At 45.1% G+C, this 14,687-nt stretch carries 13 protein-coding genes; 7 read left to right on the top strand and 6 right to left on the bottom strand.

The window, feature by feature from the left end; translation table 11 throughout:
* Positions 1–135: 135 nt before the first annotated feature.
* The 6 genes from EDC63_RS03255 to tssJ form a co-directional block, all read right to left on the bottom strand.
* Positions 136–915 (bottom strand): hypothetical protein, encoded by a 780-nt coding sequence (locus tag EDC63_RS03255; protein ID WP_124947414.1) that lies wholly within the window; start codon positions 913–915, stop codon positions 136–138.
* 104 nt (positions 916–1,019) lie between these two features.
* Positions 1,020–1,985: a DUF2515 family protein gene (locus EDC63_RS03250; protein WP_124947415.1), complete on the bottom strand. Its 966-nt coding sequence runs from the start codon at positions 1,983–1,985 to the stop codon at positions 1,020–1,022.
* 57 nt (positions 1,986–2,042) lie between these two features.
* Positions 2,043–4,901, bottom strand: coding sequence for a type VI secretion system Vgr family protein (locus tag EDC63_RS03245; protein ID WP_124947416.1), 2,859 nt, complete (start codon positions 4,899–4,901; stop codon positions 2,043–2,045).
* A gap of 95 nt (positions 4,902–4,996) precedes the next feature.
* The gene (gene icmH / locus EDC63_RS03240; protein WP_124947417.1) at positions 4,997–5,773 is read right to left on the bottom strand and encodes a type IVB secretion system protein IcmH/DotU; all 777 of its coding nucleotides are present in this window, start codon (positions 5,771–5,773) and stop codon (positions 4,997–4,999) included.
* Positions 5,770–7,116 (bottom strand): type VI secretion system baseplate subunit TssK, encoded by a 1,347-nt coding sequence (gene tssK, locus EDC63_RS03235; RefSeq protein ID WP_124947418.1) that lies wholly within the window; start codon positions 7,114–7,116, stop codon positions 5,770–5,772. The genes icmH and tssK overlap by 4 nt, the downstream gene beginning before the upstream one ends.
* A gap of 45 nt (positions 7,117–7,161) precedes the next feature.
* Positions 7,162–7,944: a type VI secretion system lipoprotein TssJ gene (gene tssJ / locus EDC63_RS03230; RefSeq protein ID WP_223248388.1), complete on the bottom strand. Its 783-nt coding sequence runs from the start codon at positions 7,942–7,944 to the stop codon at positions 7,162–7,164.
* 78 nt (positions 7,945–8,022) lie between these two features.
* On the opposite strand from tssJ, the gene EDC63_RS03225 reads away from it, so the two are divergent.
* The 7 genes from EDC63_RS03225 to tssG all read left to right on the top strand — a co-directional run bounded on the left by EDC63_RS03225 (position 8,023) and on the right by tssG (position 14,668).
* Positions 8,023–8,619 carry a tetratricopeptide repeat protein gene (locus tag EDC63_RS03225; RefSeq protein WP_223248389.1) on the top strand — a complete coding sequence of 199 codons (597 nt, stop codon included), beginning with the start codon at positions 8,023–8,025 and terminating at the stop codon, positions 8,617–8,619.
* 74 nt (positions 8,620–8,693) lie between these two features.
* Complete coding sequence (gene tssB / locus EDC63_RS03220) at positions 8,694–9,221, top strand: type VI secretion system contractile sheath small subunit (RefSeq protein WP_124947420.1); 528 nt, start codon at positions 8,694–8,696, stop codon at positions 9,219–9,221.
* Complete coding sequence (gene tssC / locus EDC63_RS03215; RefSeq protein WP_124947421.1) at positions 9,205–10,692, top strand: type VI secretion system contractile sheath large subunit; 1,488 nt, start codon at positions 9,205–9,207, stop codon at positions 10,690–10,692. Before tssB ends, tssC begins: the two co-directional genes overlap by 17 nt.
* Before the next feature lie 26 nt (positions 10,693–10,718).
* Entirely contained in the window at positions 10,719–11,210 is a 492-nt protein-coding gene (locus tag EDC63_RS03210) for an Hcp family type VI secretion system effector (protein ID WP_124947422.1), read from the top strand.
* Between the two features lie 73 nt (positions 11,211–11,283).
* A complete protein-coding gene (tssE, locus tag EDC63_RS03205) occupies positions 11,284–11,775 on the top strand; it encodes a type VI secretion system baseplate subunit TssE (RefSeq protein ID WP_124947423.1) in 492 nt (163 codons plus the stop codon).
* 2 nt (positions 11,776–11,777) lie between these two features.
* Entirely contained in the window at positions 11,778–13,622 is a 1,845-nt protein-coding gene (gene tssF, locus EDC63_RS03200; protein ID WP_124947424.1) for a type VI secretion system baseplate subunit TssF, read from the top strand.
* Positions 13,586–14,668: a type VI secretion system baseplate subunit TssG gene (tssG, locus tag EDC63_RS03195; protein WP_124947425.1), complete on the top strand. Its 1,083-nt coding sequence runs from the start codon at positions 13,586–13,588 to the stop codon at positions 14,666–14,668. The genes tssF and tssG overlap by 37 nt, the downstream gene beginning before the upstream one ends.
* The last annotated feature ends 19 nt before the right edge of the window (positions 14,669–14,687 follow it).

Below are 14,687 nucleotides of genomic sequence, written 5' to 3'. Positions count from 1 at the left end.
TTGAAAATGGGCGGTTTTCATTGTAAAACGTTTGTGTGAACACTAAGGAATTTCCAATGGAGTTAATGGGGTTGTTTTTGTCGATATTATCCTGCTCATCCTTGAATCCGCCACATACAATAAGCTTGGTGTTGTTTAATTACTTCTTAAATCAGGCAATGGCGGATCCTGATAGGTTTCGTCTATCTTGACCCCTTGTGCACGCAGTTTGGCTTCTGCTGCGGCACGCAGAGGGGCTAATTTGGCAAGTTCGGCGGGTAGTCGAGCCTTCCATTCTTTACGATGTTCACCACCCACATAGCCGCGATAGAACTCGTTTTCTGATTTGAGGTTGAAGCTGATTAAATATGCACCAGGTTTGGTAGGGTCGGTGAGCGAGGACTCTCTGGTGAAATTGACTGTTAGGAAAATATGGTCTGCATAGAAGCGCCAGTCAGTGCGGCTATCTATTTTCATCCATTCTTCGAATGTAGGTACATAACTTGCGTCCAGCGATGTGTAGTCATCAACAAGTTGGTAATCTAAAGCATCCTTGCCACGTAAGCGAGGCATGCTGCGGGTGATATTCATTTGCCACCCAGCCTGTACAATCTGCTGCAAAATGGCGTACATCTTCAATCGGGCTTCGTCGTGGGGGATGCGATCTGGGGCCGTAATGCCCGCGTTAATGCTAAATTCAGTCAATCCTTCGTTTGCCTCATCTCCTAAGTCTTGCCCTGCCATAACACTCATTACATTTTCAATTACAAACGAATATTTTCCATGCTCAATAGTGACAGATCCCGGTGTGGCCTGTTTCCAATCTACGTCATAAAAATTCACGCCAGCAGGTTGATGTTGGATTTTAACCAAAGCAGGATAACGTTGGGCAAATGCAGTTCCCTGCTCGCCGATTTTAATACTGATCTTTGACATGGGTTTTGATTCCTTATTAGCGTTTGGTTGACAGCCTGTGAATATAAACAGGCTGATACAGATTAGGGATAGCAAGCGATACATATGGTTGCGCCTTTGCTTGATTATTTATCGGACATGTCCATCCAGATTGCGATGGTGCGGAGTTCATTTTCCATAAAGGCTGGATATTTTTTCATTAGAAAATGGAAACGTTCCGCTGCTTTTCCTATCCAATTCATGCGGCTTTTTAATTCTTCCAGTTTGATATCCTCCGGCGCAACAGACTTGAGTTCAGCATTATCTGTAATGCACGCATGGGTAAACACCAGCTCCAGCTTGGGGCTTGCCCAATTCACCCAGGGACTACGTTGCCTTCCCACCCATTTCGCAAAATCAGGGGCATCATAAATCAGCGGTTGTAGAATGACACCTTGTTCGTGGTCGGCGATTTTGAGGAGATGTTTGAGCTGGTGGTCTTGCCGTTTACTGAGCACGGTATCTTCCTCAATCTGCTTCACAAACGCAAACCCATCCTTGATATACCCCGACACCTGCATATTATTGATCTTGGGCAATGCCTCCGATTTCCAGGGAAGCTGGTTCATTTGTTTTTGCACAGCCGGAACATAATTGGCCGCACTGCGGCTACTGAGGCATTGGTCAAAGTGGGAAGGGTGTTTGGTGTAATACCAATGCCAGCCACTGATGTCACAGAATAACCACAAATTACCTTTGCCCAAACCTTCTTTAACATTTTTGATTGAAGTTACACGAAAGTCTTCAAGTGAACACGCCACCGTCTTGCTCGCAAAAGCCCCCAACGCCATCCAGTAAAAACGGCCTTTTTTAGTGACATCGCAACCGTCTTCCAGTTCCAAATAAAAGCGGGCATAGGTAGCGGCAATGCGGCGTGCACGTACCGCATAATTACTAACCAGTTTATCCTGAAACTTACCTGTCGGGGTACAGAGACGCAAGGTACTCCATTGTTGCGCGATGGACCACGCAGTGTTGCAATCACACTGAACACCTACGCAGGAATTAGCCGTGGTGTTCGTCATTGCGGTAATGGTCGTTGGATCAGCCATGTCTCACATCCTGAATGATATTATTAAGTATCTTGCCAGCAGGCAAGAACATTATGCTTATAGGCTTACTTCGTGCCACTGCAACGCAAATGTGACGGGCTCGCTTGCAACCGTGCCCGTACGAAGCGAATTGCCCTCGGTATCTGTTTCCGCAAAATACTTGCCGCCAGCACTTTTTATGCTGTACGGCAGGGCGCCCATCGGGTTGCCATTGGGATCGAGTACGACAAATGCTTCATCAAACAAATTTTCACCAGAGTCTAAGTTTCCAGCCAATCCAGCGTTGACTAACAAATTGGGCAAAATACCTAACTCAGCTGCCTTACTCCCTCCACCCCCAAACGGATGATTCGCCCCCTTAACCGAGAACGTCCCCGGACAAGCAAAAGTAATATTTCCTCCATCCAGCGTAATAGACGACTGCCCAGCCTGCAACGTAATCTTGGTATTGGCCATGATCTCGATCTTGTCATTTACCGAAATCAACGTGACCGCCTTATCTGCCAGAATCTCCAGTTGGTCAGTATGAGCTTGAAGCGAAACCGGCCCATTAGCCGCAAAAGCCTGAATACCGCCTGCATGGGTAAACAGAGAAGTCGCATTACCCGATACTCCCGCAACCGTATGAGCTGCCGCCAGATGCATATCAGACTGGCTGGTCCACTGTATTTGCTCCCCGGCAAACATCACCGTAGAAGCAGGGGTAGCAAAATTGATACTGGTCGGGCTATCCAGCAACACCACAGGAGTCGCAAACTGCTCAACGGGTTGAGCAGCATCCAGGCTTTTAGTACCTGAAACTGACTTTTGTGCTGTTTGCCCATTCACCGAACCGGCATAATGACCTTTTTGCGCAGGATCAATCGAAGTAATCAAATCAGCATGGCCCTTGTTAGCGGCTTTACTGCTCAACGCCGACTGATGCGTCGCTGCCTCACACAATACTTTGGAAAGCTCCGCCGCTCCCTTCAATTGCGCTATCGCTTCAGACGCATCCAGTTGGGTTGAAGCCACACTCGTCCCCTGAGCATTGCGTGCAGACGTGGAAACCAGCAAACCGGCACCAGCTCGTACCACGCCCCAGGCATCGGTACGCAACTCAAATCCATTCCCTCGATAGCTGCCGCGGTGGGCAGAATCTGGTGATTGGGATACCAGATAGCCCAGATTCAACTGAGAAGCCGCGGTACTGGTCGCCAGACGCATGCGCAACTGATTTTGGGAGTCATCTACCACCCACTGGTTATACCCCTCACCGGCGCCATCCAGATTGTGACTATGCAACCCGGACAATACACCTGCATGGTTGACTCCGGAATCGACACCGGCAGAGTAGGGAGGTAAATCCGAACCGTTAAACAACTGCGCCACAATCACCGGGCGGTCCATATCGCCTTCGATGAAGTCCACCAGCACCTCGCTGCCGATGCGCGGGGTAAACACCGTTCCCCAGTTAGGCCCTGCTAAGGTTTCTGCTACCCGTACCCAAGTGCCGGAAGTTTCATTGTTGGGGGCGTTGCCGTGGTCATCCTGCTTGCCAGCGGCACCTGTTTCAGTCAGGCCGCCTGTATTGGGTTTGTTGCCACGTTGCCATGCAAATTGAATCTTGATGCGATGGTCGCGTTCTGTCGTCAACGGAGCATTCTCCATACCGACAACCAGAGCTACTTGAGCCCCTGTAGCAGTAGGGGCACGACGGTTCACCATGGCGCTTGGCACAAGTGGTACAGATTCACGCACACTGCTAAAGCGGTTGCGATAGGTGCCCCGTTCCAGATTGTTTAAAGTAGAAAGAGTAGCAACGCTGGCATCCAGATTATTGGCGGCATCATGTTCAACCCATAAAACCGTAAATTCGTTTGTCCCCAGGGGATAATGCTCGTGCTGGGTTAGATGAAAAGCATGGCCAGCGGTTAATTGACGTACTGCGCCCGCCCCTGAAAATGTTTTATTGAATGATTCCAGCGCCTGCAGGGTGAGATCACTATGCTGATCTGCATCGGAAGTATTGGTAAAGTACCGTTCACCAGAGCCGTTGTAGACAGAAAGCATGGGTAATTCGCCAGCGTTCAAACTGGATGCATGTTCGGCGGCGGGGGCGCTGACTTGAGTGTAGTCCCAGCTTGCCACGGATACTGCGTTAGACTGAATTTGGCGCTGTGAACCAAACTGGTTTATACCATCTTCGGCTTCAGTAGCTCGCACGCCATGAAAGCGAATGTCAGCCCCGCCTGGCATGGCAGGTTTAGCGGCCTTGGCATCAAATATAATTAGTTGGTGTTTGGCATGTGCTATTGCCTTGCCAGCGTTTCCAGTGGATGAGGTGTCACTATCCTGTTCATGTTCAAATCGCCAGTTCAAACCTTCAGATGCTAACAGGCGGGTAAAAAATGCGAGATCGTCTTCTCGGTATTGGGTGCAGATAGGCCGTATGGTTTGAAATTGTGTCACTTCGAATTTAAAGTTGGCCTGAGAATAATCAGCAAGCAGCTCAGTTACGATGTCTTGTACATTTTTATCCTGAAAAATGAAACTGTCACGTCGCAATTTCAGAAAAGCCAGGAAGGGCTCAAGTTTTAAGCTGTAACGTGCTACGCCACCATCGGCACCTAGCCAGGCTGCTTCTGTACAGTAACCATGCCATGCACGACGACTGCCATCGGCTTGTAACAACCATAGCGTTATTTCCTCCCCGATGAATTGTTTCAGATCTAGTTGGGTAGAAACGCTCAGGGCTTCAATATTAAAGCAAAATAATTCGTTAACTGCTTCGCGCCCGGAAAAACGCTCTACTACCAAAGTTTCAGGTAGGTCCGATGTTTGGGCAGTCTCAAGCGTTATAAGTCGGGCATGTTGCGATAAGCCTGTACCAAATATGGTGGCAATGGCCGATTGCAGGGTGGACTGAGTAATCATGTGACATGAATCCGAAACGTTGAAGCGCGCTTGAAACAAATGCCATTATCGACATTTTTTTCAAAAGTGAAAATAGAACCAGATAGTGGCATAACTCAGGGTAAAGTAATCGTGAGGTTAGCTGCAGGCGGTGCTAGCCTGATGAGATTGCTGTAGCCGTTAATGCTCGCTTCTGTTGAACTGGCCAACATCCAGTTCAAACCTATAAAACCGGTCAAAGCTATCAGGGCAAATACAGAGCAGATCACCCATAGTGGTACTTCATTTCGCAGTTTGTTTGCGATTGTATCCGGGCGCTCCCAGAAGGGGGCAAATGGCGCCCGTTTGTTTTTCATATGAGCAATTTCATCCCCCAGGCGCGCAGTCAGGTAATTGAGCTTTTCGGGGCCTTCCAGTATATATTTACCCTGAAAGCCTAATAGCAGGCACATGTGGAATACTTCCAGTGCCTGAAGATGTGCTGAGCCTTTGGCGCGTAGTGTTTCCAGTCGATTAAAGAAATTTTCACCGGCAAGCTGGTCGCCAAACATGACTAGCTGAAGCGGGTGGCGTTCCCAGTTGTCGCGAATTTCAAACTTGGAGTGCAAAATGATTTCATCTACTGCAGCACAAAAAGCATATTTTGCATTGTGAATATCATCAGCAGATGCATCCAGTTTTTTTGCATTACGCTCAAAATCATTCAGGAATTTTTGCATTTTGTTGGAAAATGTCGTTTCGTCCTGAGGGGTGCATCGGTTTTTAAGCATAAATAGCGCGTAAAACCCGTCGTACAACAGATCCATTAATGAATGGGGTGTGAAAGACACATCTGAAATGGAACGGTGGTCTCTGATGTCACCAAGTAAGGAAGGTGGGGAAGAAATTGTCATGATGTAACCGCAAAAAGTTCAAGTTTAAGATCAGCTATGCCAGATGGGACATAAATTGAGATGGATTGCGCCTGAAGCATGCGCTCGTAAATAGGGCCTTTGTGTTCAATCGAAAAATAGTAAGTATCGGGTCGAACCGGGATAGCGGAAGGAACTTGTGGCGAATGAACCAATTTCACGCCAGGCATTGCAGAAAGTACAAACTTATCAACGTCATCCGGCGCACCTACTTTAAAACGCAGTGGTACAACATCTACGAGTTCAATAGCTGGCATGGAAGCATTTACAGCCAGGTAAAATGTTGTTTTTTCATCAATCTTGCCAGAATCCAGCATGCCATGATGATAAGAAGGTTTGATTTCGGATAAAGAAATTGAAAAGTATTTCGATGAGATGACCGTATCAAGCAGTTCTCTGATAATTGAATAGAGTTTGGTAAAGCTGGGCTCTGGGTCGTGATGCTGATATGGCGGTATATCAGTGAGTGAGTAGTGCTTGGAAAACGTCAATAGCGCGCCTGCCAATCCAAGTAGCTGTTCATACAGTCTTTCAGGATGGAGCATTGGGTGATGAAAGTAATGTGAAAGCGAAGCAAAAGCCGAACTTGCTGTATGTAGCAGCCAAAAGGAGGATATGTCGCCTGAACGAAACTCAATGGTGTTTTTGCTTGGTTCGCGATGGTGTCCGTATAATGCGTTGACCTTCGCTTGTAATGCATCCAGTAGTCTTCTCAGTTGCATATATAAAAATGGTGAACTGCGGATTGACAGGCAGGGTGGCATAAAATTCTGGTCTATTTCAAAACCGCCGGTTGAAACGCGACGCAGTCTCACCAAGGGCAAACTGACATATGAATCGCGAGGTTCTAGTTCAGACACTAAACGTACAGATTTTTTTAAGTAAGTGAGTTCTGCTTGTGCTGCTTGAGTAAAAAGATCAGGTGTTTCAAGGTTAGCTTGTGTATAGCGTACAGAATTGTTGCTGTGGCCTGTGGGTGAAAAATTACCGCCAAAATGCTTCAATGATGGTATTGCCGCATAGTACGTAATGGATTGTTGTGATAGTGGTATATCACTTAAATCAACTGCATCAGGCAATTCGTCTTCACCCGGGGCCTTGAAAATCTCCCCATCCTGAAAAATCAATGAAAGAGAGATTAAACGCAGAGAATTGTTTGCCAACGCATCCAGATCCAGCTGAACAGCGCTTATGCCCCATAAGTAAGGATGCAAAGCATTGGCAGTTTCATGAAGTCTCCCTTCATGGTACTGGTCTTGTTGCTGAAAATGTTGCGGGCGTAAAAAAAGTCCTTCGCCCCATAATACTTTAGATGTCAGATTCACGTTACTAGTCTCACTGAGTAATTTCTAAGGTGCATATTTCGCAGTTTATGTATTCTGACATCGCACATCTGAAAGAAATTTATTTGCGCCAGCATTTCCTTCAGTTGTGATGCCAGTTCCTACAGATATTGCGCAAGCATGCAAACCAATAGCTATGCCGGATTTTTCAGCGTCTTGTGCAGGAAATGCAACCTTCCAGCGTTGAGGGGCAGGAGCGCGAAAAAGTGCTACTACACCAATGAAGTAAGCCTCTTGAGTCACTTTCTCCATAGCTTCATAGCGCTGCCCAGGGATAAGCGTGACTTCCTTTACCTCAATCAAGTCTGCCCCCAAAATTTCTTTTTCTTGTTGGAGATTAAGAAAAGTATTGTATGTTGCCTGCTGAAAAGCGTTGTCTTGCTTAAGTTTGTAAATTCTGACTACCAGTGCAAGAGGACGCCCAGCCGAATCGGAATTTAAATTCTCGCCAGCATGAATCTTGATTGACATGTTGCGTGGCGGTTTTTGTGCGTCAGTCAGCTCAGGGCCTGCCGGTTTTTTTATACCGGAAGCTTCAAGAACCAGATTTGCAACTTGACCAACAGCTGAAGCGGCGCCTACAGCAGCGCAACCTCCGGTAGAGAGCGTAAAGATCAGTAGCAATCCTCGAATCAGTAGACTGCATTTTTCATTTGACATGAATGGGTTGTAATGTTTTCCAAAAAAAGCAAATAACCATGTCAAACAAATATGACATAAAATAATTTTTGATGATTTTATTATTTCAACATATATTAGGTCAAGCTTAATTTGATTTAAGTACGTTGTACTAGATATTTTTATAAACATACCGTAGAATATGCTATTGTATTGATGTGGTGATGGAGAAATTTATTAATGTTAAATAGTAGAAAAAGCTTATTATGTATGGCGTTTTTATCTTTGTTGCTGAGTGGCTGCGCTGTTCAGCCTAATAAAACGGCGCAAGAAAATGCGACGTCACTGAAAACTGCAATATCAGAGGCAAATGAAGCTTACCAGGCAGGTCAGGCAGATAAAGCTCTGGTTATGTTTAAAACAACCGCAAATTCTTTTCCAGCGGATAAAACGCCTTGGGTACGTATCGCACAAATAAAATTTGATTCGGGTAATTATGGGGATGCCATTGTTAATGCGCTAGAGGCATTGCAACGTGATCCAAATGACAAAATTGCTAACAGTATTGTGGCAGTGAGCAGCTTGAGGCTTTCTACAAAAAGTTTATCGGTATTGCGTAGCCAGAATGATTTGACTGGTTCTCTTAAAACAGAAGCACAGGACTTGGCAAAAGTGCTGCGTGAAAGTCTTGGAGAAACCGTATTGGTCCCATCACAAGAAAAGCCAGTCATGAAGACAGTTGCTAAAGTTCGTAGTGCTTCACACTCTACTCGGAGAGCATCAAAATCAGCACCAGTAAGTAAGCCTGAAGCAAATGATACAAAAGAGGATTCCAGAAGTTCAAATCCTTTTGGTGCATTGAAATAGGTTTTTTTTCTGATAATTGACTTGGCTGTAATTATTAGCAGCTTGGTCAAAATTTTTATGGCATGAGGTTCTATATGGCAAAAAAAGAAAGTATTCAAAAGCGTTTACAAAAAATTCGCCCTCCCCGGGTGCAGATGACCTATGACGTTGAAATTGGTGATGCAATCGAAAGTAAAGAACTTCCCTTTGTAATGGGGGTTGTTGGTGATTTCAGCGGCAATTCTGATGTGGCTCAAGCGCGTTTGAAAGATAGGAAGTTCATTAATATTGATAATGACAATTTTGATGAAGTATTGAAGGCAGTTGAACCGAAAGCGGTATTTCGCGTGCCTAATCATTTAAGTGATAAAGGTGGCGAATTTGCAGTTGAACTGAAATTCAAGTCTATGGAAGATTTTCGCCCTGAGTCAGTTGTACAGCAAGTTGAGCCATTACAAAAACTGCTTGAAGCTCGCACAAAATTAGCTGATTTGCGTAACAAGTTGGCAGGAAACGAAAAGCTGGAAGATATATTGAATAGTGTGCTTACAAATACAGAGAAGCTCGCAAACCTGAGTAAACAAACTGCAAATCAAGGAGAAGATGATGACCGCACAGCTTAATTCAACTTCTTCTGCGACATCTGTAACTCAAGATGCCTCATTACTTGATCAAATTATTGAACAAAGCAAAGTAGCTAAATCTACAGTTGAACATGAGCGTGCAAAAGACATTATTTCTGAGCTGGTAAATCAGGTAATGGCTGGCACGGTTGTTGTTTCTGAAAACCTTTCAGCAACAATTGATGCTCGTTTAGCCGAGCTGGATCGTTTGATTTCTGATCAAGTCAGTGCAGTTATGCATGCCCCAGAATTTCAGAAACTAGAAGGTAGTTGGACTGGTTTGCATTATTTGATGAAAAACACATCAACAAGCCCAAACCTAAAAATCAAGGTTTTGAACGCAACAAAAAAAGAATTGGTTAAGGACTTCCAGTCAGCACTGGACTTTGATCAGAGCGCGATGTTCAAAAAAATCTATGAAGAAGAATTTGGTACTTTCGGTGGCGCACCATTCGGTGCATTGATTGGCGATTTCGAGATTACTCGCCAACCAGAGGATATGTATTTTATTGAGCAAATGTCTCATATTGCAGCTGCCTCACATGCGCCATTTATTTCTGCCGCTTCTCCTGAGTTGTTTGGCCTTGAAACATATAGTGAATTGGGTAAGCCAAGAGATTTATCTAAAATATTTGATACTGTCGAATACGCAAAATGGAAATCCTTTCGTGAATCCGAAGACTCCCGTTATGTAGGATTAACTTTACCGCGCTTTTTGGGCCGTTTGCCATTCAATCCAAAGGATGGTACTACCGTTGAAGGTTTCAATTTTGTAGAAGATGTGGATGGTAGTGACCATAGTAAATATTTGTGGTGTAACGCAGCCTATGCATTTGGTACCAAGTTGACCAAGGCTTTTGAAGATTTTGGCTGGTGTGCGGCAATTCGTGGTGTGGAAGGTGGCGGTTTGGTAGAGGATCTGCCGACTCATACCTTTAAGACAGACGAAGGTGAGGTAGCGCTTAAATGTCCAACTGAAATAGCTATCACTGACCGTCGTGAAAAAGAATTAAGCGACCTGGGTTTTATCTCATTGGTGCATTGCAAAAATACTGATTACGCGGCATTTTTTGGTGCGCAATCTGCTCAGAAGTCAAAAAAATACAATACTGATTCTGCAAATGCGAATGCTGTGTTATCTGCCCAGCTTCAATATATATTTGCTGTTTCACGCATTGCTCATTATATGAAAGCGATGATGCGCGACAAGATCGGCAGTTTTGCGGCTGCTTCCAATGTTGAGGATTTTCTTAACAGGTGGCTTTCGCAATATGTGCTGTTGGATGATAACGCCAGCCAGGAAGCTAAAGCACAGTTTCCATTACGTGAAGCCTCTGTTCAAGTTTCTGAAGTTCCGGGGCGGCCAGGTGTTTATAGAGCCGTATCGTTTTTACGTCCGCATTTTCAGTTGGATGAACTTTCTGTATCACTCCGTCTGGTCGCGGAGCTTCCACAATCGACCAAATCTTAATTTTATTTTCAAAAGGAATGTGAAAAATGGCAATAGATGTATATCTGCAAATTGAAGGCATTAAAGGCGAATCCACCGATAGTTCTCATAAAGACTGGATTGAGTGCAAGTCTGTTGCTTGGGAAGTGCTTCAGCCAAAATCAGCTACTTCATCAACTGGTGGTGGCCATACAGCAGAACGTTGTGAGCATAAAGAAATCGTGATCAACAAGTTGGCTGATTTGGCGACACCTTTGCTGTTGCAGAACTGCTCATCCGGTAAAACCATTCCTAAAGCCAAGATCGAGTTTCTTCGTGCTGATGGAAAAGGTGACCGTATCAAGTACTTTGAAATTGAATTGGTCAATGTGCTGATTTCTGATGTTGCGCCAAGCATTGCAGAAGGCGAAATTCTGCGTGAAAGCCTGAGCTTGAAGTACTCTCAGGTTAAATGGAAATATACTCAACAGAAGATTGGTGGTGGTTCTGGTGGTAATACTTCTGGTGGTTGGGATCTGAGTACTAATAAGACTGTTTAAGTTTTAATTGTGTTAAAAAAACCGCGGAGTTTAAATTCCGCGGTTCTTTTTTTGTTTGAATCAGGTGTTATATATGAAGGGTTTTGCTCCGGGTCTGTTTGATAGGTTAATGGGTGGTAATGGTTACTCATCAACATTCAGTACTGTTTCACGGTTGTCTATGGAAGACCTTAAAGATACCGTTGCACGTGATCTGGAAGCCTTGTTGAATACACGTACTGTGATACACGAAGATCTCTTGAAGCCGTATCCTGAATGCAGCAAATCAATTGTTTCCTATGGATTAAATGACTTTGCAGGGTTGAGCCTTGCAAGCACAGATGACAGAGCTTATATCTGTCGTTGTCTGGAAAAAGCGATATCACAGCACGAGCCTCGCTTGCGGAATGTCAATGCCTCTCTTGAATTACAGGAAGGCTCAATAAATCGGCTGAATTTTGCCATTTCTGCGATGCTGGTTGTTCATCCTGCAAAAGAACCTGTGAGTTTTGATGCGGTTCTTCAACCATCCACTCTGCAGTATTCTATTAGTAAAACGCGCCGTACTGCACGTAAGGGAGAGTGATTTTGGACGAATTGCTTCCTTATTATGAACGTGAACTTGGATTTTTAAGACGGTATTCAAGAGAGTTTTCCGAGCGCTACCCAAAAATAGCTGGTGGTTTGCTTATGGTGGGTGAGGTTTGTGAAGACCCCCATATCGAGCGAATGATTCAATCTTTTGCTTTACTCAATGCGCGTACGTCCAAGCGACTAGACGATGATTACCCAGAGTTCACTGAAGCACTGCTTGACGTGCTTTATCCGCACTATCTTAGACCATTTCCATCCTGTTCCATTGCGCGCATGGATTATAGCGCTGCCGCTTCTCAACTGACTGTGGCAACGCAAATTCAACGTGGTACGGAACTGACTACTCGTCCTGTTAAAGGTGTAGCTTGTAAATTTAAAACGGCATATGACGTAACTGTCGCTCCATTGCGCTTGTCCCACGCTAAATTTGATCCGATTATCGAACCGCCTGAGTCGGTTGTGCTGCCACAGAATGCAACTTCCAAGATCAGTCTCTCGATTGTAACAACGACTGAGCAAGTAGGGTTGGCGCAACTTGGTATGAAGTCATTGCGCGTTTTTATTGATGGCGAACCTTCATTTTGTGCTGCTTTAAGAGATACGCTTTTTATGCGAACGGTCAAAGCGTATGTTGAGATTCCGCAGTCCCGGAAATGGATAGCGCTGAACAAAGCCCCGATTAGTGCTGTTGGGTTCGATGAGGATGAATCACTGATTCCTTTTTCTGCCCGGTCACATCCAGCTTACCGTTTGCTGACCGAGTATTTTGCTTTTCCTGAAAAATTTAATTTCTTTGCTATTGATCTGGAGTCGATTTCTAATATTTTACCTGAGGGTTGCAAGGAGTTTGTGTTGCATCTGGTGTTGAGTGGACTTCGTGCTGATTCGAATACCGCACGGATGCTAGGGACTTTGTCTGCCAATAACGTATTGCTAGGCTGTACGCCAGTAATTAATCTGTTCAAACAACGAGGTGATCCCATTCGCTTGACGCACACTTCTGCGCATTACCCTGTCGTTGCAGATTCACGTCGTGCTTTTGCCTATGAGGTGCATAGTATTGATTCGGTGAAATTGGTTCGCCAAACACCACAAGGCGAATCAGTTACTGAGTTTCGTCCATTTTATTCTTTGCGGCATGGCGAATCGCGTGAAAGAAAAGGACATTATTGGGTTATGCGGCGTGATGAACTCGTTGCAGAAAAAAGTCCCGGATATGAAACTGAAATTTCAATAGTGGATATTGATTTTGATCCTGCTGCTGTTGAAACTGACACCCTTAGCCTTGAATTGACTTGTTGTAACCGTGATTTACCAGCTTCTCTGACTTATGGACTCCCAGGCGGCGATTTGTTTCTGGAAGGTGGCTCAATTGTGCGTGCGATCAGCTTTTTGCGTAAACCCTCTGAACCATATCGCTTTGAACGTGGCCCCGGTGCACATTGGCGATTGATTTCTCATCTCTCCTTGAACCATTTGTCTCTTGCTAAAGGCGGGTTGGAGGCATTTCTGGAAATTTTGCGCTTATATGATTTACCCCGTTCTGCGATTTCACAGCGGCAGATTGGTGGAGTAGTGGGTATAGAACATAAGTCGGCAACAACCTGGTTGCCGGGTAATCCATTCGCCTGCATGGTCCGTGGTATTGAAGTGCGCATGACGATAGATGAGGAAAGTTTTGTGGGTAGTGGCGTCCATGCTTTCGCGCAAATTGTGGAGCGGTTTTTGGGCTTGTATGTGAACGCCAACAGTTTTACCCAATTGGTGATTGCGTCAAAACGTACAGGGGAGGAGTTGTTACGATGCTTGCCACGAAGCGGAGATTTGAGCCTAGTGTAATCCAGCGTTTGCTGGATGAACCTTATCGCTTCCAGTTTTTTCAGGCGGTCAGGATGCTTGAATTGTGGCTCAAGCGAAATGGCGTATCTCACGAAAGTGCAGTAGCCGAATATTTGCGTTTCAAAAATTCAGTTTCTTTGAATTTTCCACCTAGCGAAATTGAGTCGTTGGCTGCTGAGGCGAAAGAGTTGCTTGAAACTGATCAGGCATTGTTGGAAGCACTTCAAAGTGACGAATTGAAACATATCCATCTTACTCCCGCGTTTATGGGGTTTTTAGGTGGTAATGGTACGCTTCCCAGTCATTATACGGAACGTATAGCAGGGCACCTGTTATACGAAAAAGACGAAAGCCCCAAAGCATTTCTGGATACATTTTCAAATCGTTCAGTTGCCCTGTTTTATGAAGCATGGCGTAAATATCGGCTTGAATTCAAGTATGAATTAGATGGGAAGGATCGGTTTTTACCGTTGCTGCTATCACTGGCTGGACTGGGTCATTCTTCCTTGCAGGAAAGAATGAATGAAAATGGGCAAGGCGTTTTAGACGAAACGATCGGGTTTTATAGCGCAGCCTTGCAGAGTCGTCCTCCTTCCGCCGCTTACATTCAACGCGTTCTTGGGGAGTATTTTGCTGTGCCTGTTGTGATTAAACAGTTTATTGGTTGCTGGTATGCAGTGCCTCATGAGCAGCAAACAATGCTGGGTGGGAACAATGCCATCCTTGGTTCTGCTGCAATGGTTGGCGCGCGCGTGTGGCAAAGAGATTTACGTTTGCGTATGACTATCGGCCCACTATGCAAGAATGATTTTATTTCGTTTTTACCTGGTGGAAAAGCTGCTATTTCTCTGGAAAAGATGCTGACGATGTTCACCAGTTTGTGTCTGGAGTATGAGGTGCAACTTATTCTGCGTGCAGAAGATGTACATGGTGCAAGTTTGGCTTCAGATCGCATAGGCGGGCAGTTAGGGTGGGATACGTTTTTAGCGACAAAAACGGAGTTGGAAGATCGTGCTGATGTTCGGTACGAAATTCATGCGCTTTAATGATAATTTAGACAGGAAA

It is taken from the genome of Sulfurirhabdus autotrophica, from assembly GCF_004346685.1.
Taxonomy (GTDB): domain Bacteria; phylum Pseudomonadota; class Gammaproteobacteria; order Burkholderiales; family SMCO01; genus Sulfurirhabdus; species Sulfurirhabdus autotrophica.
This window is presented reverse-complemented; position numbering and strand designations above follow the sequence as displayed.

Coding starts and splice junctions, on each gene's coding strand:
- EDC63_RS03255 (WP_124947414.1), bottom strand. CDS start 915: ATGTCAAAGATCAGTATTAAAATCGGCGAGCAGGGAACTGCATTTGCC.
- tssC (WP_124947421.1), top strand. CDS start 9,205: ATGACCGCACAGCTTAATTCAACTTCTTCTGCGACATCTGTAACTCAA.
- tssG (WP_124947425.1), top strand. CDS start 13,586: ATGCTTGCCACGAAGCGGAGATTTGAGCCTAGTGTAATCCAGCGTTTG.
- EDC63_RS03245 (WP_124947416.1), bottom strand. CDS start 4,901: ATGATTACTCAGTCCACCCTGCAATCGGCCATTGCCACCATATTTGGT.
- tssJ (WP_223248388.1), bottom strand. CDS start 7,944: ATGTTTATAAAAATATCTAGTACAACGTACTTAAATCAAATTAAGCTT.
- tssE (WP_124947423.1), top strand. CDS start 11,284: ATGAAGGGTTTTGCTCCGGGTCTGTTTGATAGGTTAATGGGTGGTAAT.
- EDC63_RS03225 (WP_223248389.1), top strand. CDS start 8,023: ATGGCGTTTTTATCTTTGTTGCTGAGTGGCTGCGCTGTTCAGCCTAAT.
- EDC63_RS03210 (WP_124947422.1), top strand. CDS start 10,719: ATGGCAATAGATGTATATCTGCAAATTGAAGGCATTAAAGGCGAATCC.
- EDC63_RS03250 (WP_124947415.1), bottom strand. CDS start 1,985: ATGGCTGATCCAACGACCATTACCGCAATGACGAACACCACGGCTAAT.
- icmH (WP_124947417.1), bottom strand. CDS start 5,773: ATGACAATTTCTTCCCCACCTTCCTTACTTGGTGACATCAGAGACCAC.
- tssB (WP_124947420.1), top strand. CDS start 8,694: ATGGCAAAAAAAGAAAGTATTCAAAAGCGTTTACAAAAAATTCGCCCT.